The organism is Acinetobacter pollinis (assembly GCF_015627175.1).
GTDB lineage: Bacteria > Pseudomonadota > Gammaproteobacteria > Pseudomonadales > Moraxellaceae > Acinetobacter > Acinetobacter pollinis.
The window spans coordinates 1-21,334 of the sequence record NZ_VTDQ01000026.1 but is presented as its reverse complement, the minus strand read 5'-3'; the positions used below and the strand labels follow the sequence as shown (position 1 = coordinate 21,334).

20 protein-coding genes are annotated in these 21,334 nt (G+C 34.4%); 18 read left to right on the top strand and 2 right to left on the bottom strand.

The features are described 5' to 3' along the window. The first annotated feature begins 73 nt into the window (after positions 1-73). The 3 genes from I2F23_RS09925 to I2F23_RS09915 all read left to right on the top strand — a co-directional run bounded on the left by I2F23_RS09925 (position 74) and on the right by I2F23_RS09915 (position 2,556). Positions 74-1,768, top strand: coding sequence for an NAD-dependent malic enzyme (locus tag I2F23_RS09925; RefSeq protein ID WP_195772446.1), 1,695 nt, complete (start codon positions 74-76; stop codon positions 1,766-1,768). Positions 1,769-1,884: 116 nt separating this feature from the next. Continuing rightward, positions 1,885-2,271: a hypothetical protein gene (locus I2F23_RS09920; RefSeq protein ID WP_195772445.1), complete on the top strand. Its 387-nt coding sequence runs from the start codon at positions 1,885-1,887 to the stop codon at positions 2,269-2,271. A gap of 42 nt (positions 2,272-2,313) precedes the next feature. Then, the gene (locus I2F23_RS09915) at positions 2,314-2,556 is read left to right on the top strand and encodes a hypothetical protein (RefSeq protein WP_195772444.1); all 243 of its coding nucleotides are present in this window, start codon (positions 2,314-2,316) and stop codon (positions 2,554-2,556) included. Positions 2,557-2,603: 47 nt separating this feature from the next. Here the strand turns inward: I2F23_RS09915 and I2F23_RS09910 are convergent, their stop codons facing one another. After that, positions 2,604-4,271, bottom strand: coding sequence for an alpha-keto acid decarboxylase family protein (locus tag I2F23_RS09910; RefSeq protein WP_195772443.1), 1,668 nt, complete (start codon positions 4,269-4,271; stop codon positions 2,604-2,606). Positions 4,272-4,802: 531 nt separating this feature from the next. Between I2F23_RS09910 and I2F23_RS09905 the strand changes: the two genes are divergently transcribed. The 3 genes from I2F23_RS09905 (at position 4,803) to I2F23_RS09895 (ending at position 8,194) form a co-directional block, all read left to right on the top strand. Beyond that, complete coding sequence (locus I2F23_RS09905; RefSeq protein WP_195772442.1) at positions 4,803-6,074, top strand: Glu/Leu/Phe/Val family dehydrogenase; 1,272 nt, start codon at positions 4,803-4,805, stop codon at positions 6,072-6,074. 141 nt (positions 6,075-6,215) lie between these two features. Next, on the top strand, positions 6,216-7,436 hold the full coding sequence (locus I2F23_RS09900; protein WP_195772441.1) for a bifunctional succinylornithine transaminase/acetylornithine transaminase: 1,221 nt from the start codon (positions 6,216-6,218) through the stop codon (positions 7,434-7,436). Positions 7,437-7,501: 65 nt separating this feature from the next. Next, complete coding sequence (locus I2F23_RS09895) at positions 7,502-8,194, top strand: aspartate/glutamate racemase family protein (RefSeq protein WP_195772440.1); 693 nt, start codon at positions 7,502-7,504, stop codon at positions 8,192-8,194. Here I2F23_RS09895 and I2F23_RS14055 read toward each other — a convergent pair whose 3' ends face one another. After that, entirely contained in the window at positions 8,195-8,767 is a 573-nt protein-coding gene (locus tag I2F23_RS14055) for a CHAP domain-containing protein (RefSeq protein ID WP_195772439.1), read from the bottom strand. It lies immediately after the preceding gene. A gap of 331 nt (positions 8,768-9,098) precedes the next feature. On the opposite strand from I2F23_RS14055, the gene I2F23_RS09885 reads away from it, so the two are divergent. From I2F23_RS09885 to I2F23_RS09830, 12 genes are all read left to right on the top strand, one after another. Continuing rightward, positions 9,099-10,202, top strand: a complete 1,104-nt coding sequence (locus I2F23_RS09885) for a polysaccharide biosynthesis/export family protein (RefSeq protein ID WP_407648020.1) — start codon at positions 9,099-9,101, stop codon at positions 10,200-10,202. A gap of 3 nt (positions 10,203-10,205) precedes the next feature. Beyond that, positions 10,206-10,640 carry a low molecular weight protein-tyrosine-phosphatase gene (locus I2F23_RS09880; RefSeq protein ID WP_195772438.1) on the top strand — a complete coding sequence of 145 codons (435 nt, stop codon included), beginning with the start codon at positions 10,206-10,208 and terminating at the stop codon, positions 10,638-10,640. Positions 10,641-10,650: 10 nt separating this feature from the next. Then, entirely contained in the window at positions 10,651-12,843 is a 2,193-nt protein-coding gene (locus I2F23_RS09875; RefSeq protein WP_195772437.1) for a polysaccharide biosynthesis tyrosine autokinase, read from the top strand. 30 nt (positions 12,844-12,873) lie between these two features. Continuing rightward, on the top strand, positions 12,874-14,316 hold the full coding sequence (locus I2F23_RS09870; protein WP_195772436.1) for a capsule assembly Wzi family protein: 1,443 nt from the start codon (positions 12,874-12,876) through the stop codon (positions 14,314-14,316). Between the two features lie 18 nt (positions 14,317-14,334). Then, entirely contained in the window at positions 14,335-15,402 is a 1,068-nt protein-coding gene (gene rfbB, locus I2F23_RS09865; protein ID WP_195772435.1) for a dTDP-glucose 4,6-dehydratase, read from the top strand. Between the two features lie 21 nt (positions 15,403-15,423). Further along, positions 15,424-16,329 (top strand): dTDP-4-dehydrorhamnose reductase, encoded by a 906-nt coding sequence (gene rfbD, locus I2F23_RS09860; protein ID WP_195772434.1) that lies wholly within the window; start codon positions 15,424-15,426, stop codon positions 16,327-16,329. After that, positions 16,326-17,219, top strand: coding sequence for a glucose-1-phosphate thymidylyltransferase RfbA (gene rfbA, locus I2F23_RS09855; RefSeq protein WP_195772433.1), 894 nt, complete (start codon positions 16,326-16,328; stop codon positions 17,217-17,219). Before rfbD ends, rfbA begins: the two co-directional genes overlap by 4 nt. A gap of 33 nt (positions 17,220-17,252) precedes the next feature. Further along, positions 17,253-17,828: a dTDP-4-dehydrorhamnose 3,5-epimerase gene (rfbC, locus tag I2F23_RS09850; RefSeq protein ID WP_195772432.1), complete on the top strand. Its 576-nt coding sequence runs from the start codon at positions 17,253-17,255 to the stop codon at positions 17,826-17,828. A gap of 38 nt (positions 17,829-17,866) precedes the next feature. Further along, a complete protein-coding gene (locus I2F23_RS09845; RefSeq protein WP_195772431.1) occupies positions 17,867-19,156 on the top strand; it encodes an oligosaccharide flippase family protein in 1,290 nt (429 codons plus the stop codon). Continuing rightward, positions 19,149-20,069 carry a glycosyltransferase family 32 protein gene (locus I2F23_RS09840; protein ID WP_195772430.1) on the top strand — a complete coding sequence of 307 codons (921 nt, stop codon included), beginning with the start codon at positions 19,149-19,151 and terminating at the stop codon, positions 20,067-20,069. Before I2F23_RS09845 ends, I2F23_RS09840 begins: the two co-directional genes overlap by 8 nt. Positions 20,070-20,109: 40 nt before the next feature. Beyond that, positions 20,110-21,003, top strand: coding sequence for a glycosyltransferase family 2 protein (locus tag I2F23_RS09835; RefSeq protein ID WP_195772429.1), 894 nt, complete (start codon positions 20,110-20,112; stop codon positions 21,001-21,003). A gap of 2 nt (positions 21,004-21,005) precedes the next feature. After that, a partial coding sequence (locus tag I2F23_RS09830; protein ID WP_228285999.1) for a glycosyltransferase occupies positions 21,006-21,334 on the top strand: 329 nt, incomplete at its 3' end.

Here is a 21,334-nt window from a genome sequence, read left to right as displayed (position 1 = left end):
AAAAAACAATTAAGCTTAGAGCAAGATATGATCGCATACTGTTTATACAGTTATGGCAAAGATGAGAGAGCGTATGAATTCTGACTTACCCCAAAAACGTCCACTTTATATTCCTTATGCAGGCAATACGTTATTAGAACTTCCTTTATTGAATAAGGGTTCGGCATTTAGTGAAGATGAAAGAACACGATTCAATTTACATGGTTTAATTCCTCACGTTATTGAAACGATTGAAGAGCAAAGTCAGCGTTCATACCAACAATACAGTGCATTTAATAGTGATATTAATAAGCACATCTATTTAAGAAATATTCAAGATACCAATGAGACATTATTTTTTAGACTGATTGAAGATCATTTGTCTGAAATGATGCCAATTATTTATACACCAACAGTGGGTGAGGCATGTCAGCGTTTTTCTGATATTTATCGCCGTCATCGTGGGGTATTTATCTCTTATCCTGACCGTGATCATATTGATGATATTTTACAAAATGTGAATCGTAAGAATGTCAAAGTCATTGTGATTACAGATGGCGAGCGAATTCTTGGTTTAGGTGACCAAGGAATTGGTGGAATGGGTATTCCAATTGGTAAGTTGTCTTTATATACCGCATGTGGTGGAATTAGTCCTGCTTATACACTGCCAATTACGATTGATGTTGGGACAAATAGTCAACAATTACTCAATGATCCGATCTATATGGGATGGCGACAACCGCGTATTACAGGAGATGAGTATTACGAATTTGTCGATCATATTATTCGTGGAATTCGCCGCCGTTGGCCAAAAGCATTAATTCAATTTGAAGATTTTGCACAGAAAAATGCATTACCACTATTGAATAAATATCGCGATAAAATTTGTTGCTTTAATGATGACATTCAAGGGACGGCAGCCGTATCTGTGGGTAGTTTGATTGCAGCGAGTCGCGCTGCGGGTAAAGCACTTAAAGATCAAACAATCACTTTCTTGGGTGCAGGTTCAGCAGGTTGTGGTATTGCAGAACAAATTGTGGCACAAATGGTAGCAGAAGGGTTAACTGATGAAGAAGCGCGTGAACGTATCTTTATGGTCGACCGTTTTGGTCTAATTACAGATAATCAGCCGAATGTTTTAGATTTCCAAAAGAAACTTGCACAAAAAGCGTCTGTGATTGAATCTTGGGATACAACAGATGTTATTTCTTTACTAGATGTGGTGCAAAATGCGAAACCAACCGTATTAATTGGTGTATCTGGTCAGCCGGGCTTATTTACCGAAGAAATTATTCGCACGATGAATACACATTGTGAGCGTCCGATTGTATTACCGCTTTCAAATCCAACATCGCGTGCAGAAGCTGTACCTGCCGATATTGTTCAATGGACAGAGGGTAAAGCATTAATTGCAACGGGCAGCCCATTTGCACCAGTAAACTATCAAGGCAAACTGCATAATATTGCGCAGTGTAATAACTCGTATATTTTCCCAGGTATTGGTTTAGGTATTATTGCATCGGGTGCAACGCGTGTAACAGATAGTATGTTAATGGCTTCAAGTACAGCATTGGCAGACTGTTCACCGTTATTGCATGATACACAAGGCGATTTGTTGCCAGATGTAAATGATATTAAAGCAGTATCTAAAGTGATTGCTTTTGAGGTGGCTAAAGCTGCAATTGCAGCAGGTGTTGCACCAGAAATTTCAGATGAATTGCTACAAAAGAATATTCAGGATAATTTTTGGACGCCTGAATATCGTCAATACAAGCGTGTACCATTCTAAAATTGAATTTTTAGTAAAAAAACACGTGCTAGTCACGTGTTTTTTTATAATTTACTTTTAATCATGAGAAACTTGATTAGAATATAACAAACAGTAACCTGATGATTGGCACTTCATTGACAAAACGTTTGGGCATTTTTCTGTGCCTTTGCGCATGGAGTTTACAACTTAATTTTTTCTTACAGCCTGTTTTGCAATCTGCAGATCATCAACAAGGTTCACTCTGTGAAGAGCTTCGTATTAGCTTTCCACATCAAGATACTTTACATTCTTCCCATTTTCATCGCACTCAAGTACCACATCAAAAGCATACTTTACATGTCGTTTGCCTATTCTGCTTATTGTATAGTCACGCTTTACCGTGGTTTCCTCAAGTTGAATTTGAGGATGTAAAATGGCTAAGTATATTCTTATTTTTATATGTATTTCGGCTAAAAAATCCTGATATTCGTATTAGAAAATATTGTTTTCCTTTGAGTCAAGCGCCTCCACAAATTATTTAAATTTTAAAAGTAATGACTCAAATAATTGGAAAGGATATTGAAATGACAACAAATGTAAAAAGTTCAGGTAAGAAAGGCTGGCTCGGTGTAATTATTGCGACAGTATGTGGAGTGTTGTTTTTAGGCTTTTTATTTTTATCAATGCAACACGATACGCGCAATGTAAATGAGTACGCCAAAACATGGTCAGGCGATGGCCAGTCTGCAAGTGAGCCTATGAATATGGATCATATGTCAATGCAGCATGACCATAATATGTCTGAGATGAAGCACGACAAGAACTAGGAATAATAAGTAAAACAGGCAGATAATCTGCCTGTTTTACTATGTAATTAGTGTTTAAATTTTGACATTGCGTATGTTCCATAATCGTAATTTGCAACCACTGCACCAAATTTATTTAAGCTTTCGGGTGCATCTAATTTTGGAAGTTTTATTTCAACCAATGTCAGTTGTGAAGTATCATTTTCTAAATAACTAAGTGTGTCTTGCAAATCTTGTAATGTTTCCACGTGGAACGTTCTTGCTTCACCGTAGAAAACATGAGCAAGTTCGGTGTAACGCCAGTTTTGGATATCATTGTATTTTGCTTGTTGACCTAATATTTTACGTTCTACTGTGTAGCCACCATTATTTAAAATAAAAATAATAGGTTTGAGCTGATGGCGGATAATTGTAGAAATCTCTTGTACAGTTAATTGTAAGGAACCATCACCAATAAATAGAAGATGTCTTGCTTGTGGACTGGCAAGTAAAGTGCCTAATAAAGCAGGCAATGTATAGCCAATTGAGCTCCAAATCGGTTGAGAAATATATTTCGCTTCAAAAGGTAAAGGAATACTATTTAAGCCAGAACTTGAACAGCCTGCTTCCCCTAAAATAATATCGTTTGGTTTTAAAAAATTTGCAATTAATGGCCAAAGTGTTTTATGACTTAGAGCATCTCTAGGGTTATTCTTTTTAATCGTCAATGTCTGGCTTTGATGTATAGGTTGACTGTCATTTTCTATATGAAATGTTTCATGAATAAGCCCTAATATTTCGATCCCTTCAAAATTCTCATCATCAATTGAAACGCTATAGGGTTGAATGGTTATTCTGTTTTCAGGCAATTGATAGTGAAAAAAACCAGTATTGATGTCTGCAAATTGAGTTCCGAAGCAAATAAGACAGTCAGATGTTTCTACAGCGGCTTTGACATTAGGTAAAGATGCGATACCACTATATGTTCCAAGGTAGTAAGAGGCCGATTCAGAAATAATATTTTTAGCCGTACCTAAGATGGCTAAAGGAATTTTCTGTTTTTCGGAAATATGTTGAATTGCCGATGCAAAACCAAATTTATCGGCCAGATGGTCTATTAATAAAACTGGATTTTTGGCTTCTTGAAGTTTGGATTGAATTTTTTGAGATACCCGTTTTAAGTAGTCTTTATCTGTTTGGTAATGTTGGTATTGGAAGGGTTGAGTCGGTTGTTTAATACGAATATGAGTAATGTCGGATGGTAGTTGGATATGAACAGGTTGTTTATATCGTAGACATGCACTGAGTACACGATCTAATTCATCGACAATATTTTCTGGGGTTAATCTTGTCTGTGCTACAGTAAATGGTCGCATACAATTCATAATATGATCGTAGTTCCCATCTAAAAGTGTATGGTGAAGCGGAGCACCATGCTTCACAGCATGTAAAGGTGGAATGCCAGAAATATGCACAATGGGAACATGCTCTGCAAAAGCACCCGCAATGCCATTAATTGCACTTAAATCTCCAACCCCATAGGTGGTGACCAAAACAGAAAGCTGTTTAATTCGAGCATATCCATCTGCTGCATATGCTCCATTAAGCTCGTTACATGTGCCAATGAATTGCAGCCCTCTATCTGCTTCTATTTGTTCTAAGTAAGAAAGGTTAAAGTCGCCAGGTACACCAAAAACGTAAGTAATACCTGCTTGCTTTAAACGTTGGTTTATGAAATCCCCAATAGTTATATACATTTTTATTCCTTGTGTGATTTGTTTTTGATTAATTTTTATTAGTGTGCGGGTATTTATTCTTTAGTTTAAAAAATAGACAAATATCTTGTGTAATATAAAAGCAATCTTTTTATATTTTTTTGTACGAAAGAAATGGGTAGACATAAATAACGAGATTATATTTTTATAAATATCTTTCTCCTAAATAATTAACTTTAACTTTTTTTGAACACTAAAAATTATTGTATTTTTATGGTTTCACCTCTCTAAGGCTGGTATAAATTTTGCTTTATTTACAAATAAATAACGATTATTTTTAATCGTTATTTCTGATATTTGAATCAGTTCTTATTGATTGATTTTTGTATTGGCAGGTATATGATAGCGAAAGAAGTTAAATAATAAGTTTATTATTTAACTTCTTTTATTTATATAGAACCAAAAAGTTCTGAATAGAAATGAGCCCAGTAAATTGCAATAAATAATATATTTATCCAATATAAAATTTATGTGTGATGAGCTGCTCGAAATAGCGAAAAGGTCAAGGAACACATGTCAAACCTTTCTTATGTAAATGAAAATACAGATGCTTGGCAAACTTATTTAGCGCAGATTGATCGTGTTGCGCCATATCTAGGTGATCTCAAAAATTATATAGATACATTGAAAAGACCAAAGCGCGCATTAATTGTTGATGTACCGATTGTTATGGATGACGGATCGATTCAACACTTTGAAGGCTATCGTGTGCAGCATAATCTGTCACGTGGTCCAGGTAAAGGTGGTATACGCTACCATCCAAGTGTAGATCTAAATGAAGTCATGGCTTTATCTGCATGGATGACCATTAAAACTGCTGTATTAAACTTACCTTTTGGTGGGGCAAAAGGCGGTGTACGTGTTGATCCTAGAAAACTATCGGCACGTGAGTTAGAGCGTTTAACACGCCGTTTCACGACTGAAATTAGCCCTGTTATTGGTCCACAGCAAGATATCCCTGCACCAGATGTGGGCACAAACCCGAATATTATGGGTTGGATGATGGATACATATTCGACTCAGCATGGGCATACAGTCACAGGTGTTGTGACAGGTAAACCTGTACATCTTGGCGGTTCGCTAGGGCGTGTACGTGCAACAGGTCGTGGTGTGTTTGTAACTGGTTTACAAGCTGCGAAAAAAATTGGTTTATCTATTGAAAATAGCAAGGTAGCAGTACAAGGCTTTGGTAATGTAGGTAATGAGGCCGCTTACTTGTTTAGTCAAGCAGGTGCAAAAGTTGTTGCTGTACAAGATCATACTGGAACAATTTTTAATGCCGATGGACTAGATGTAAAAGCGCTACAAAACTATGTAGAAGAGCATCAGGGTGTTGCAGGCTTTGAAAATAGTCAGAAAATAGAGAATGAAGCCTTTTGGGATGTAGAAATGGATATTTTCATTCCTGCTGCTTTAGAGGGACAAATTACAGTAGAACGTGCTGAAAGATTATCTGCAAAAATGGTGCTTGAAGGTGCGAATGGCCCGACATATCCAACTGCTGATGATGTATTGTTAAGTCGTGGTGTTACTGTTGTACCTGATGTTATTTGTAATGCTGGCGGTGTAACGGTCAGTTATTTCGAATGGGTACAAGATATGGCTAGTTACTTCTGGAGTGAAGATGAAATTAACGAGCGTTTGGACAAGTTAATGATTCAAGCAATTGAAGATGTTTGGAATACTTCTGAAGAAAAGTCATGTAGTTTACGTACGGCAGCTTATATTTTGGCATGTGAACGTATTTTAAAAGCCCGAAAAGAACGTGGAATATTCCCAGGCTAATCTCATTTAAATAGATTTTTAAAATGCTTGGGTAAATCCCAAGCATTTTTTTTGATGAATGAAAAATAAAATAATTTTTTTCAGTCGTTTTGTTTATGATAAAACTAATATAGAAAGTCATTTATACAACAGAGGCATAAAATGCAATCGCAAGATCAAATAACTCGTCAAAATTTTGATGATTGGATGGTTCCCGTATTCTCTCCTGCTACGTTTATTCCAGTCCGAGGAGAGGGTTCTCGTGTGTGGGATCAACAAGGTAAAGAGTATATTGATTTTGCTGGTGGAATTGCTGTAAATAGCTTAGGTCATGCTCATCCTGTTGCTGTAGATGCACTGACAGAACAAGCCAAGAAGTTATGGCACGTGAGTAATATTTATACCAATGAGCCTGTATTACGTTTAGCAAAAAATTTAGTCGACAATACATTTGCAGATAAAGTTTTTTTCTGTAATTCGGGTGCAGAAGCGAATGAAGCGGCTTTAAAGCTTGCAAGAAAGGTTGGTTTAAAAATAGGTGGTGAGCATAAAAATCAGATTGTCTCTTTTAAAAATTCATTTCATGGAAGAACACTTTTTACAGTAACAGCAGGTGGACAACCAAAGTATTCTCAAGATTTTGCACCGTTACCAAAAGGTATAGAGCATATTGAATATAATGATTTGGCTGCTGCAAAATCTGCGATTACAGAAAATACGTGTGCTGTCATTGTCGAGCCGATACAAGGTGAGGGTGGTGTTGTACCTGCAAGTCTCGAGTTTTTAAAAGGTCTACGTGAGTACTGTACAGAAAAAGGCGCCGTACTTATTTTTGATGAGGTACAAACAGGTGTAGGGCGTACAGGTAGTTTATATGCTTATATGAACACAGGTGTAACTCCAGATATTCTAACTTCTGCAAAAGCATTAGGAGGCGGCTTTCCAATTGGTGCCATGCTGACGACAGATCATTTTGCGAATATGTATTCAGTGGGTGATCATGGAACCACATATGGTGGAAACCCATTGGCAAGTGCTGTTGCAAATGCTGTATTTGAGTTTGTAAATACAGATACTGTTTTGCAAGGTGTCAAAAATCGTCATAAACAGTTTGTTCGTGGTCTTGAAGAAATAAATAAATCGACTTCAATCTTTGAGGAAATTCGTGGTCAAGGCTTACTGCTTGGTGCAGTGTTAAAATCTGAATTTACTGGTCAAGCAGGCCGATTAATGAATATCGCGAGTGAGTTTGGTTTACTTGTATTGGTTGCAGGCCCAAATGTCATTCGATTTGCACCTGCATTGGTTATTTCTGAAGAAGAAGTAGAAGAAGGTTTAATCCGTTTTGCGAAGGCAGTACAGCAATTTCTAAATGCCTCTTAAGTATTACGTTACAGCAGATATCAAAATATTTTCTCTGATATCTGCTGTATTTAAAGGAAATAATAATGAAAACGATTGGTCTTTTAGGTGGCATGAGTTGGGAGTCCACTGATCTATACTATCAACAAATTAATCGCGGTATACAACGTGAACTTGGCAGTTTGAATTCTGCTCAAATTATTTTAAATAGTATTAATTTTGCACAAATTGAGATATTACAAAAACAAGGAAAATGGAAAGAGGCAAGTGATTTTTTAACAAGAGAAGCTATTAAGCTACAGAATGCAGATGTAGATGGTATCGCATTGTGCACGAATACCATGCATATTTGTGCTCCAGAAATTATAGATGAGCTGAATGTACCTTTCTTACACATTGCAGATGCAACCGCTCAAGCAGTTTTACAGAAAAATATTCGACATACTGCTTTGCTTGGTACACGATTTACGATGGAGCAAAATTTTTATAAATATCAATTACAAAGTCATGATATTAAGGTTACCATTCCTCACGTCGAAGATCGAAAATTTGTCCATAAAATTATCTATGAAGAGTTATGCTGTGGGCAGATTCATGAGTCTTCTAGACTTCAATTCATAGAAATTATTCGTAAATTAAAAAATGAAGGAATACAGGGTGTTGTTTTAGGGTGTACAGAAATAGGAATGCTTCTTCCCGATGAAAATATTTTAAATATTCCACTTTTTGACACGACTAAAGCACATGTAAATCAGATTATTCAGTTTATGCTAGATTAATTAAGATGAGCTGTCTAAGCGATAGTATTGATATTTTACCCCACTGTCGTGGTAGACCTCATATGTAGGTTGTTTGTAGTCAGACACCCATTCTGTTCCTGTATAACCTGCAATATGCCCATAGCTATGACGTTTTGTTCTTTTTATAATATAAATGTCACCTTCTAGAGGCTGGTCAAAAGCAGGTTGTATTTTTTTATAACCTAAACTTTCTAACGTTTGCCCCCAGTCGGATGCGGCAATAGGATGTTGTAATATTTTCGCTCCCGCCGTTTGTAAGGCAATTCGAATACTTTTGGCACATTGAAACTGGCTTACAGTCGCAGAAATATTTTCTAACGCTTGTGTAAATTTGCTGATATTAATATTGTAAAGGACGTTATGGTAAGTTATTTGTGTTGAATCTTTTGACTCTTCTGAAAAATAAAAGAAAGTTTTTAATCGCTTGTGAAATGAAGTAGAGGATATATTTTTTTGAGAGAGCATTGGAATACTCGGAGTACTTATAAATAAATTATGTGTGATTGGTGATTCAATATTACTTATATCAAAAGTGTATGCACTATGAATCATAAACTATCCTAAAAGTTGTTGTATATATTGTTTTATTTAAGCGTGATTTCAATCATTTTAAAGAATAAGTAGGAAACCTTAAAAATATATTTTTTAATGTATAAAAAAAGCAGATTTTTTTTATCGAACATTCATGATTTAAAAATGTTGTAAGTTACCATTTAATATTATATTTTATAAAAAAGCAGGGCGAGAAATAAGACTTTACGGCTTATTTTTTGTTCGTATTTTAATCAAAGAAAATAAATTATGTTGCAATGCTTGGATTATACAAAAAATCGATTATGATAAGGCAAATAAAATTTATTACAGTTGCTGACAAGTGATAAAAGTGAATTACTCTAAAATATTTCTGATAGGTTTCTTTTGTACAAGTATTACTGGTTGTACAGTTGTTTCTGGTTTACAAACATATAATGTTCCAGCAGAAGGAATGTACAAAACTGATTTGGGTACAACAGTAAATGTAATTCCTTTAAATCAAAATACAATTCCTCTAGGAATACAGTCAAATATTAATAATCTTGCACAGTACAGAGTACTTTTTGATGCTCAGCAACATATCTATAGAATGTCGCCTGGCGATGTACTTTCCATTCAGTTGTGGAATTATCCTGAAATAGCACCTCCTTCTATAACGATTAGTAATGATCAAAGTGTACAAGCATATGGTTACCCTATAGACCAAGAGGGATATATTCAGCTTCCTTTAATCGGACAGTATAAAGCAGAAGGTAAAACACTTTCCCAAATTAATAAAGATGTTAAACATCTATTTAGTCGTTATTTAAAAACTCCTGATGTATTGGTTCGGGTTATTGCTTACCAAGGAAAACGTTATTCAGTGCAAGGTAATGTAACGAAAGGTGGTCAATACTATTTAAATGATCAACCTGTAAGTTTGTATGCCGCACTCGGTATGGCAGGTGGCGTAACAACAACAGGGGATAGTACATCTATTTCATTGGTTAGAAATGGTCAAACCTATAACCTGAACACAGTTGCCTTAGAAAAAGCTGGATTTTCGCTAAATCAACTACTTATTCAGCCAAATGATACAGTATATGTAAATACAAAAGCAGACAATAAAATATACTTGATGGGTGAAGCTGGGAAAAACCAAGCATTGCCTATGCGTGACCAAGGCATGAGCTTAGCTGATGTAATTGGCGAAGGTTTAGGCTTAGATCCCGGCTCTGCAAATTCGAGCAAAGTTTATGTAGTAAGAACGGACCCTAAGCAACGTAGTACAGCGATTTATCACTTAAATCTTTCAAATATTGGTGATTTTGGCTTGGCAACTCAGTTTGCAATGCAACGTAACGATATTGTATATATTGATGCAACAGGTTTGACACGTTGGCAACGTGTTGTGAATCAAATTATTCCATTCTCAAGCACATTATATACGCTTCAGCAATTAGGTAAGGACTAAAAAATGCTTATAAAGAACGTATTGGTCGTTTGCATCGGAAATATTTGCCGAAGCCCAATGGCTGAATATTTTTTAAAAAAAGAGTGTCCTGATCTGAACATATCCTCTGCAGGTATTTCTGCTTTAGTCGATCATCCTGCTGATGATAAAGCCAAACAAACAGCACAGAGGTTTGATATTAATTTAGAACCCCATACTGCAAGACAACTTAATCAAGCATTGGTGTCTGATGCTGATATCATTCTTGTGATGAGTTCGCGACAACAACGACATGTTGAGCAAACTTGGCCTGTAGCAAAAGGTAAAACATTTCGTCTTGGTCATTGGCAAGATAAAAATGTCGCTGATCCATTCAGACATGAACAGTATGTTTTTGATGAAACAGCTGATTTAATTGCTACTTGTGTAGCAGATTGGAAAAAAAAATTAACAAATTGATGCAGACACTATGAGCTATTCAACAGTAAAAACAGAAGATACAATTGATTTAAAAGAATTATTTTTTTCCCTGATTGCTCAGTGGAAACTCATTAGCATCTGCATATTAGTTAGTTTATTATGCGCAGTTTTATATTTAAGAGTGACCCCAAAAGTCTATGCTGTAGATGCAATGGTACAGGTAGAGGACAAAGGTAGTGCTTCATCTGCATTATTAGGTAAAGATCTTTCCAGTATTATGGGTAGTAGTGGACTAGGAGGGACTCAAGTTGCAGATGGTGAAGTTGAAATTTTAAAGTCGCGCCTTGTACTGGGAACTACAATTAAGCAATTAAATTTAGATATTTCTGTTCAACCAGAACATGATTCTTTTATTAATAAGATATTTAATCCATTAAACTTCAACAAAAGCTATTCAGAGCAAGGTGTAGAGGTTAAAGATGATGTTCAAAATTTTACAGTTAAAAAACTACAAGTACCTCAACAATTTTTAGATGCTAAACTTTTACTGACTTTTAGTAATGGCGCATACACTTTAACCGATACGGAGACTAATCGTGTATTACTGAAAGGCCAACTAAATAAGTTAGAAACATTAAAATCTTCTTCTGGAGAGGAATGGCAAATAGAAATTGATGGTAATAGTCAGCTAAGAAATAATTATTTCTTAATAAAAAATGCATTAACTACCGCGACGAAGAACTTTTTAGATAATTACTCTGCACAAGAGAGAGGAAAACAAACCAATATTATTGGTCTGAACTACCAAGGGACAGACAAAGAGCTAATTACGCATGCATTAAATAATGTTTTAATTAATTATAAGCAACAAAACATTGAAAGCAGCTCTGCACAAAAAGCACAAACATTATCTTTTCTAAGTAAGCAATTACCTGAATTACGCACAGATTTAGATGATGCAGAGAAAACTTTTAACCGTTTTCGAGAGAAAAATAATACTGTTGATATTAACCAAGAAGCACAGCTATTTTTAAAGCAAAGTGTAGATTTAGAAACTCAAAAAATTGTGCTTAAAGAAAAGCAAGCAGAATTTGCAACTAAATATACAGCACAACACCCGATGTTACAGCAAATAAATGCACAATTAACAGCAATTGATAATAAAATTGCTGAATTGAACAGTAGTTTAAAGAAACTTCCCGAAACCCAGCGTCAATATTTACAGTTATACCGAGAAGTACAAGTTAAAAACCAACTTTATACTAATCTTTTAAATACATATCAGACCATGAGTGTTGCTAAAGCGGGTGAAATTGGAAATGTACGTATTATTGACACTGCTGTAGAACCTGTAAAGTCTATAAAACCTCGCTCTTTAATTACGCTGGTACTTTCAATTATTGTAGGCCTATTTTTTGGCGTTATTTTCTCCCTCACACGTAATCTAATGCGTTCAGGTATAAAGGATACCTCTGAAATTGAGAGTGAATTTGATATTCCTGTTTTTGCGACTGTACCGCGCTCTCCACAACAACTTCTTAAGGATAAAATACTTAAGAAAAAGAAAAGTGTGCCTGTTCTTGCACTTAAAGATAGTGATGATGTTGCAGTTGAAAGTTTAAGAAGCTTACGTACAGCGATTCATTTTGCACTTGCTAAAACAGCAAATAAAGTAATTATGATTTCAGGTGCATCACCTGCTGTAGGTAAGTCATTTATTTCTGCAAATTTAGCCGTTATTTTAGCGCAAAGTGGGAGCCGAATTCTTCTTATAGATGGAGATATGCGTCGTGGTTACTTACATAAATACTTTAGTCATGAAAATGAACAAGGCTTAGCAGAAGTTCTTACAGAAAAGGCAAAAATTCAGACTGTATTAAAAAATACCGAGCTAGAAAATTTGCAGTTTATAGGACGTGGTAAAAATCCATCACACCCTTCTGAAATTTTAAATACTGGCCTATTTGAGCGTATGCTCGATGAGCTAAAAACACAGTATGACCATATCATTATTGATACACCTCCTGTTCTTGCAGTGACAGATGCGACCATCGTTTCACAATTTAGTGATGTTAACTTGGTTGTAGTTCGATTTGCGAAAACTGATAAAAAAGAATTAGAGTTAACACTAAATCGTTTCTTAAATGCAGATAGTCAAATTCATGGCGTTGTTTTAAATGACATTCAACGTAGTGGTGGATATGGCTATAACTATAGCTATGACTATAAGGCAAAGGAATAAAATACAAAGAACTTGCTTGAGGTAAAAAGAATGAAATTACAAAAAAAATGGATGATACCTTTACTCACTATGGTGTCTTCTACGACATTTGCTCAAGCATTTTTAATGAATGATGCAAGTTTAAGATCTGATTTGAATTGGTTAAACCAACAAGGTGTCATTCAGGTCACGACATCGACTTGGCCTTTGAGTACGGCAGCAATACAAGATGCTTTACAGCATGCCAAACCTGAAAATATAGCACAACGTAAAGTACTCGATTCAATTCAAAGAAAAATTGATGAGGGTAATACCCTGAGTCAAGTTGAGTTAAAAGCATCGACCGATCGTAATAAATTACCTGCAACCTTTGGTAATGATAATGCATCACAAAATCGTGCAAGTTTTACATTGCAAAAAAGTACAGAGAATTGGGATGCTCATTTACAAGTTAATGCAGAAGACCGACAGCGCATTGATAATGGTAACAATGTGAATGTAGAAGGTTCTTATTTAGCTGGAAAGATTTGGAATCAATGGATTAGTTTTGGCTCAGTCCCTACATTTTGGGGGCCTGGTCATGACGGTAGCCTTATTCGAGGCGATGCAACTCGACCTGTTCCTGGTTTCTTAATGCAAAGAGCAGAGCAAAAAGCTTTTGAAACAAAATGGCTTTCTTGGATAGGACCTTGGCAATATCAAATTTTTGCAGGTCAATTGCAGCGTTATACTGCTGTTCCTAAAGCAAATTTAATAGGTATGCGACTGACAATACAACCTTTCCAGTCTTTAGAGCTAGGAGCATCTAGAACATTTCAAATTGGTGGCAGAGGTCAACCAAGCGATTTTGATGCCTACTGGAATGCATTTATTGGCCGAGACAATGCATATGAAAACAATAGTTGGGTGAATAATGATAATGCATCTAACCAATTAGGTGGATTTGACGCACGATTAAATTTACAGCCACTGTTTAATATACCTGTAGGGTTATATGGACAAATGATTGGGGAAGATGAATCTGGTAAATTACCTTCAAGAAATCTTTATTTAGCAGGTATTGATTTCTCATCAAATTATGGTGAACTACCATATCAATTATATGCAGAGTGGGCAGATACTCGTACCAGTGGTAAGGTAGAAGGGTACACATACAACCACCATCAATATACAGATGGATACTATCAATACGGTTACCCAATTGGTCATGGTATGGGTGGCGATGGTCAAATGTACTCTTTAGGTGGAAATATTCAATTAAACGCGACCAACCGTATTACAGGTCGTTTGTTATATGCGAAGCTAAATCAGTCTAACTTAGACATTAATAAAGCATTTCCAACAAATGATAAAATGAAAGCGATTGAACTGGGTTGGGAAACTCAAGTTAAATCAGACATTCATGTGCAAGTGGGTGCATGGTTAGGTGACTCAGATTACTCAAAAAATGACAGCGGTGCATCTCTTAGTATAAAACTCCCTTTAAACTTCTAAATAAAAAATTGGTGTTAAATGAATATCTTAGTAACAGGCGGTGCAGGGTTTATTGGTTCTGCTGTAGTACGTTATCTGATTAATGAAACAAAAAATAGTGTATTAAACGTAGATAAACTAACGTATGCAGGTAATTTAGAGTCATTACGAGACATTGAAAATAATGAGCGTTATCGATTTTCACAAACTGATATTTGTGATCGTGTTAATTTAGATCAATTATTTAAAGATTTTCAACCAGATTTAGTGATGCATTTGGCGGCAGAGTCTCATGTAGATCGTTCAATTACAGGTTCAAAAGACTTTATAGAAACAAATATTATTGGAACCTACCAACTACTAGAAGCAGCACGTCATTATTGGAGTCAATTGGGGTCTACAAAGAAAAATGCTTTCAGATTTCATCATATTTCTACAGATGAAGTGTATGGAGACTTAGAAGGTACAGAAGATTTATTTTTAGAAACAACACCGTACTCGCCAAGTTCACCTTATTCTGCAAGTAAAGCAAGCTCAGATCACTTAGTGCGCGCTTGGCATCGAACATATGGCTTACCTGTGGTGATTACCAACTGCTCAAACAATTATGGCCCGTACCATTTCCCTGAGAAACTCATACCACTTATTATTTTAAATGCTCTCGCAGGTAAACCTTTACCAATCTATGGTAACGGTGAGCAAATTCGTGATTGGCTGTATGTAGAAGATCATGCACGTGCGCTTTATAAAGTAGTTACCGAAGCAGAAGTAGGCGAAACCTATAATATTGGTGGACATAACGAACAAAAGAATATCGATGTTGTAAAATCAATTTGTCAGTTACTTGAAGAGCTTGCACCAAATAAACCAGAAGGTGTGCATAACTATTTAGACTTAATTACTTATGTGAAAGATAGACCTGGTCACGATTTACGTTATGCCATTGATGCAAGTAAGATTGAAAAAGATTTAGGCTGGACGCCTGTAGAAAGCTTTGAAACTGGCTTAAAGAAAACAGTGCAATGGTATTTAAACAATACCGATTGGGTTCAACGAGTTCAAAGTGGCGAATATCAAAATTGGGTAAAAACTCAATATGATGAATAACTGGCTAAATTGAGTCTAATTATGAAAATTTTACTTCTAGGAAAAAATGGTCAAGTGGGATGGGAGCTACAACGTGCTTTACAGCCGCTTGGTGAAGTTTACGCATTAGATAGAAATACATGTCCTACTTTGAATTTAACTGGTGATATTACCAATCATCAAGGACTTCAAAAAATATTTGATCAAATAAAACCCGATGTCGTTGTAAATGCAACGGCATACACTGCGGTGGATAAAGCTGAAACTGAACAGGAAAATGCAGATTTAATTAATCATCAATCTGTTCAGGTTTTAGCAGATCTGGCATGTCAATATAATGCATTGCTCATTCATTATTCTACAGACTATGTCTTTGCGGGAACTGGCAAGAAAGCATGGTTAGAAACTGACACAACTTCACCCAATAATGTTTATGGTGTAACCAAAAGAGCGGGAGAAGTTGCACTTGAAAGCTCTAAAGCAAAGTTCTTAAACTTTCGCACCAGTTGGGTGTATGGCACGCATGGTCATAACTTTATTAAAACTATGCTTAAACTTGCACAAAGTAAAGATGAGCTCAGTATTATTCATGACCAAATTGGTGCGCCTACAAGTGCAAGTTTAATTGCAGATGTGACCGCACATGCAATACGCTATTATTTTGCAAATACAGATAAGCAAGACTCACTGCATGGGCACTATCATTTAGCGCCTCAAGGAGAGACATCTTGGTTTGACTATGCAAACTTTATTTTTTCTATAGCAAGAGAGAAAGGGCTTGAACTTAAAGTAAAACAAGTACATAAAGTGGCAACAAGTGATTACCCAACTCCTGCACAACGCCCTTTGAACTCAAGGCTAAATACTGAAAAAATTAGAACAAATTTTAAAATTCACTTGCCAAATTGGCAACAAGGCGTAGCGCATGCGCTTGGAGAAATAATATGACGACTCAGCAAAAAAATCGTAAAGGCATTATCTTGGCAGGTGGCTCAGGTACAAGACTGTATCCAATTACTATGGGTACATCGAAACAACTCTTACCCATTTATGATAAGCCAATGATTTACTATCCTTTATCTGTATTAATGCTTGCAGGTATTAAGGAAATTCTTATTATTTCAACACCTGAAGATTTACCAAACTTTGAAAAGCTACTTGGCACTGGTAAAGAGCTAGGTATAGAACTGTCTTACAAAGTACAACCTTCTCCAGACGGTTTGGCGCAAGCTTTTATTTTAGGTGAAGAGTTTATTGGTGACGATAATGTATGCCTTATTTTAGGCGACAATATTTTCTATGGACAGCATTTTAGTGAGCAACTAAAACGAGCTGCACAACAAGAAAAAGGTGCAACAGTTTTTGGTTACTATGTGAATGATCCGGAAAGATTTGGTGTTGTTGATTTTGATGATTCAGGTAAAGCGCTTAGCATCGAAGAAAAACCTGAACAGCCAAAATCTAACTATGCAGTTACAGGATTATATTTCTATGACAATGCTGTGGTAGAGATTGCGAAAAATATAAAACCATCTCATCGTGGTGAACTTGAAATCACAGATGTAAATAATGTCTATCTTCAACAAGAAAACTTAAATGTTGAAGTATTAGGACGTGGTTTTGCATGGCTAGATACAGGAACACACGACTCTTTACTAGAAGCAAGTCAGTTTGTACAAACTATTGAGCATAGACAGGGCTTAAAAGTTGCAAGCCTTGAAGAAATTTCTTTTAATAATGGTTGGATTAGCCGAGAACAACTATTAGCACGAGGCGAATTCTTTAAGAAAACAGGTTATGGACAATATTTATTAAAACTTCATCAAGAATCTAAATAAATATAATATTTAAGCTTATAAAGAGTACGAACTATGAATATTATTGAAACAAAAATTAAAGATTTATTGATATTAGAGCCTCGTGTTTTTGGAGATGATCGCGGTTGGTTTATGGAAAGTTTTAATCAGCAAGTGTTTGAAAAAGCACTCACTGATCGTGGCTTGGATGTTCCAAAATTTGTTCAGGATAATCACTCTTATTCACAAAAAGGTGTGCTTAGAGGTTTACATTATCAACTGAACCCACATGCACAGGGCAAGCTTGTAAGAGTAGTGCAGGGCCGTGCATGGGATGTTGCTGTAGATATTCGTAAAGATTCTGCAACTTTCGGACAGTGGGTAGGTGTAGAGCTGACTGGTGAAAACCATAAACAGTTCTGGATTCCTGCCGGATTTGCACATGGTTTTATTGCTTTAGAAGATAATACACAGTTTTTATATAAAACAACTAACTATTACTCTAAAGAGTGTGAGCGTTCAATCGTTTGGAATGATAAAGAGATAAATATCGAATGGCCTATTAATGAAATTATAAAGCCTTTAGTTAGTGAAAAAGATGAAATTGCAATGAGTCTGAAAGATGCAATTTATAAAGAAAGTATTTTTTAGTTGTTAGAGTTATTGTATGTATAATAGTGGTTACAGAGATGTCTAAAGTTGGTTTTTTAAAAAATAAGGTTTTCTCGAATAGTCTTTGGCTTATTTTAGAGAAAATTTTATCTATATTTGGACTTATCTTTGTAACTTCTATGGTTGCAAAGTACATTGGCCCAGATAACTATGGGAAATTAGTATTCGCCAGTTCATTATTTGCTGTTATTCAAACTATTTCTATGTTTGGTTCAGAAAATTTATTTTTTCAAAAAATAAGTAAAAATAGAGTAATTGGCGAAAAGCTAATAGCTGCAACAAAAAAATATAGAACCATTATTTATTCGGTTCTTTCTATATTATTACTATCCTACTTATATTTTTATACAGACCAACTTACTTTTATATATTCAATTGCGACATGTATAGCATTATATTTTGCATTACATGATACACCATATGTTATTTACTTTGATGCTTTGTTGAAGTCTAAAGTCAATGTAATATGTAATATGGTTGGGATTTTAGTAACTCTGATCGTTAGATATCTAATAGTGAAATTGAACTTAAGCTTAATGTGGTTTATTGTACCAATTATGAGTTTTAGTGTAATTCCATATTTTATTAGAATATATTTTTATAAAAAAAATAAGACAAAAATTAATCTAAATAGTAATGCATCAAAAATATATAGGACTTATATGTTAGGTGCTGGTAAAAAACTACTTTTGTATAGTCTTGCTGTAGTTATATATACAAGAACAGCACAAATTTTTCTAGGTATGAAATCTCAGGAGGATTTAGGCATATATACTGTTGCAGTAACCCTTGGAATGAGCTTCTCTTTTGTACTAAATGCAGTTATTACTTCTTATATGTCACAAATTTATGCAGAGAGAAATTTTCAAAAAAGTAAGAATATGACCTCATTTTTATACGGTATAATCTTGGTTATCTCTTTATGTGCAATAGTTTTTCTATACTTTTTAGGCCCATATATAATTTATTATTTATATGGTGAAAAGTATGAAAGAGTAAATAATATTTTAATATTGGTTTCATTCTCATGCCTTTTGTCGAGTATATCTAATATATCTGATAAATATTTAGTAAAGGAAAGTGCATATAATTATTTGTCTAGAAAGACAAATATTCTTGTTATGTTTAATATTTTAACTGCGATGTTTCTTATTAATATTTATGGTCTTATAGGGGCTGTAATAAGTGTACTTCTGACAGAATTAATTTCTGCAACTATATGTAATTATTTTTTTAGATATGGTGAAATATTTAAGGTGCAATTGCAAACATTCTCACTAAAAGTATATAGAAAAAGTCATGATTAGAAATTTATATTTAAAGATATTAAATGTCGTAGAAGCAATATTAGATTTTTTTAAGAAAGATGATCCCAAGCTAATCTGGATTGAAAAAAATAGTATAAATTTAAGAAATAAAAATAATATCCCTAAAATAATTTGGATGTATTGGGACTCACCTCAAAAAAGTTATTTCGTAGATTTTTGTATATATAATGCGAAAAAAAATTGCCCAGATTATGAAATTATTGTATTAAATAGTAAAAATATTTATAAATATATTGAATTGCCACAGTTTAAAAAAGGATTAAAAACGGCAATTATTGCAGACTATATAAGATTATCTTTGTTAAAGAAATATGGTGGTATTTGGATGGATGCCAGTATTCTTTTGACTGAAAACTTTGATTGGTTTTTATCCAAGATGAATGGGTATGAAAATTTTGTTTTTTATACTGATGAATGTACAACAAATTCAGATAAACCAATTATAGAGAATTGGTTTATAGCAGCTCATGAAAATAGTGATTTTATTAAAGATTGGTTTGCTGAATTTCAACGTTGTTGTATGAGCGATGATCCAAATACATATTATAAAAATTATGAAAATAATCCAGTAATACAAAATATACCTAATACAGACTATCTAATGTGCTATATTTCAGCAGCAATTATTACCACAAAGAAAAACTATAGTATTCTCTATGCCAACTCTGGTGCTACAGGTCACTATTACAACTATAAGTTAAAATGGAGAGGACTTTCTATTGTAACTAAATTATTTATATGTAATAAAAATAAAGTATATTGTCCTCCACTTATTAAATTTACTAGTGCAAATAGAAAGTATCCTGAAATATTTGTTAGAAATGGATATTTTAGGTATAAATCTTTATTCGGTGAGAAGTTATGCAAATATTTAAACGAATCTAGTAAATAGATTTAACTCAAATAATCTTAGCAAAACATTTGTGAAATATATGAAGCCTTTAGTATCTGTTATTATTCCAAGTTATAATCATGCCAAATTTATTAAATTTAGAATTGAAAGTATATTAAATCAAACATATCAGAATTTTGAAATTATTATCATGGATGATGTTTCTCCAGATAATAGTAGAGATATTATTGAAGAGTATCGGAATCATGACAAAGTAAGTCATATCATCTTTAATGAAAAGAACTCAGGCTCAACCTTTCATCAATGGAATAGTGGAATCCTCAAATATGCTAAAGGTGATTATATTTGGATTGCGGAGTCCGATGATATGTGTGATCAATCCTTTTTGGAAAAAATGATTGAAAAAATTACATTAAACGAAAAAATCGTGATTGCTTATGCTCAGTCTACACGCATGAATAGCAACAATGAAAAAACGGGCTCATGGATTACATGGACACAAGATATGAAGGGAGGAGATATATTTAATACTTCATTTCAAATGAATGGTACAGAGTTTATAAAAAGATTCATGTTATTTAAAAATGTAATTCCTAATGCGAGTGGTGTTGTTTTTAAAAAAGAAATTTTTCTTGCTTTCTCAGGAGCTCTTCCACACCTCCGAACAAATGGTGATTGGGATATCTGGATTAAAATTTTATCGAAAGGTGATGTTTATTACTGCTCTGAAGAGTTAAATTATTTTAGATATCATGATAATAGCGTGATTGCTAATTCTATAAAAGGCAATAGACTACAACGCAAATATCAAGAGTACAAAGAACAAGTACTATTGAAAAATTCGGTACAGAATACGGTAAAAGGCTTTCCATTACTTGCAAGAACAAATAAAATTTTGTTGTTAAAATCTGTATTTATATGCAAAGCTTTGGCGATTGGCAACTATCTAATTGGCACACGTAAAGGAGTATAAAAATGATGGAGTGTGTCGATATTGTAATGGCCACCTATAATGGTGAAAATTATATTCGTGAGCAGATTGAATCTATACAAAAACAAAATTATGAACACTGGCATTTATATATTAGTGATGATGCTTCAACTGATGGTACTGTAAGTATTATTAAACAAATGGCAAGTGATGACTCACGCATTAGATTAGTAAGTACAGATAAACAAGGCGGAATAATAGCTAATTTTAATAAAGCACTAAGTTTCTCAGATGCAAACTATATTTTTCTATCTGATCAGGATGATATTTGGATGGAAGATAGATTAATTAAGATGTTGACTCACTTTAAAAC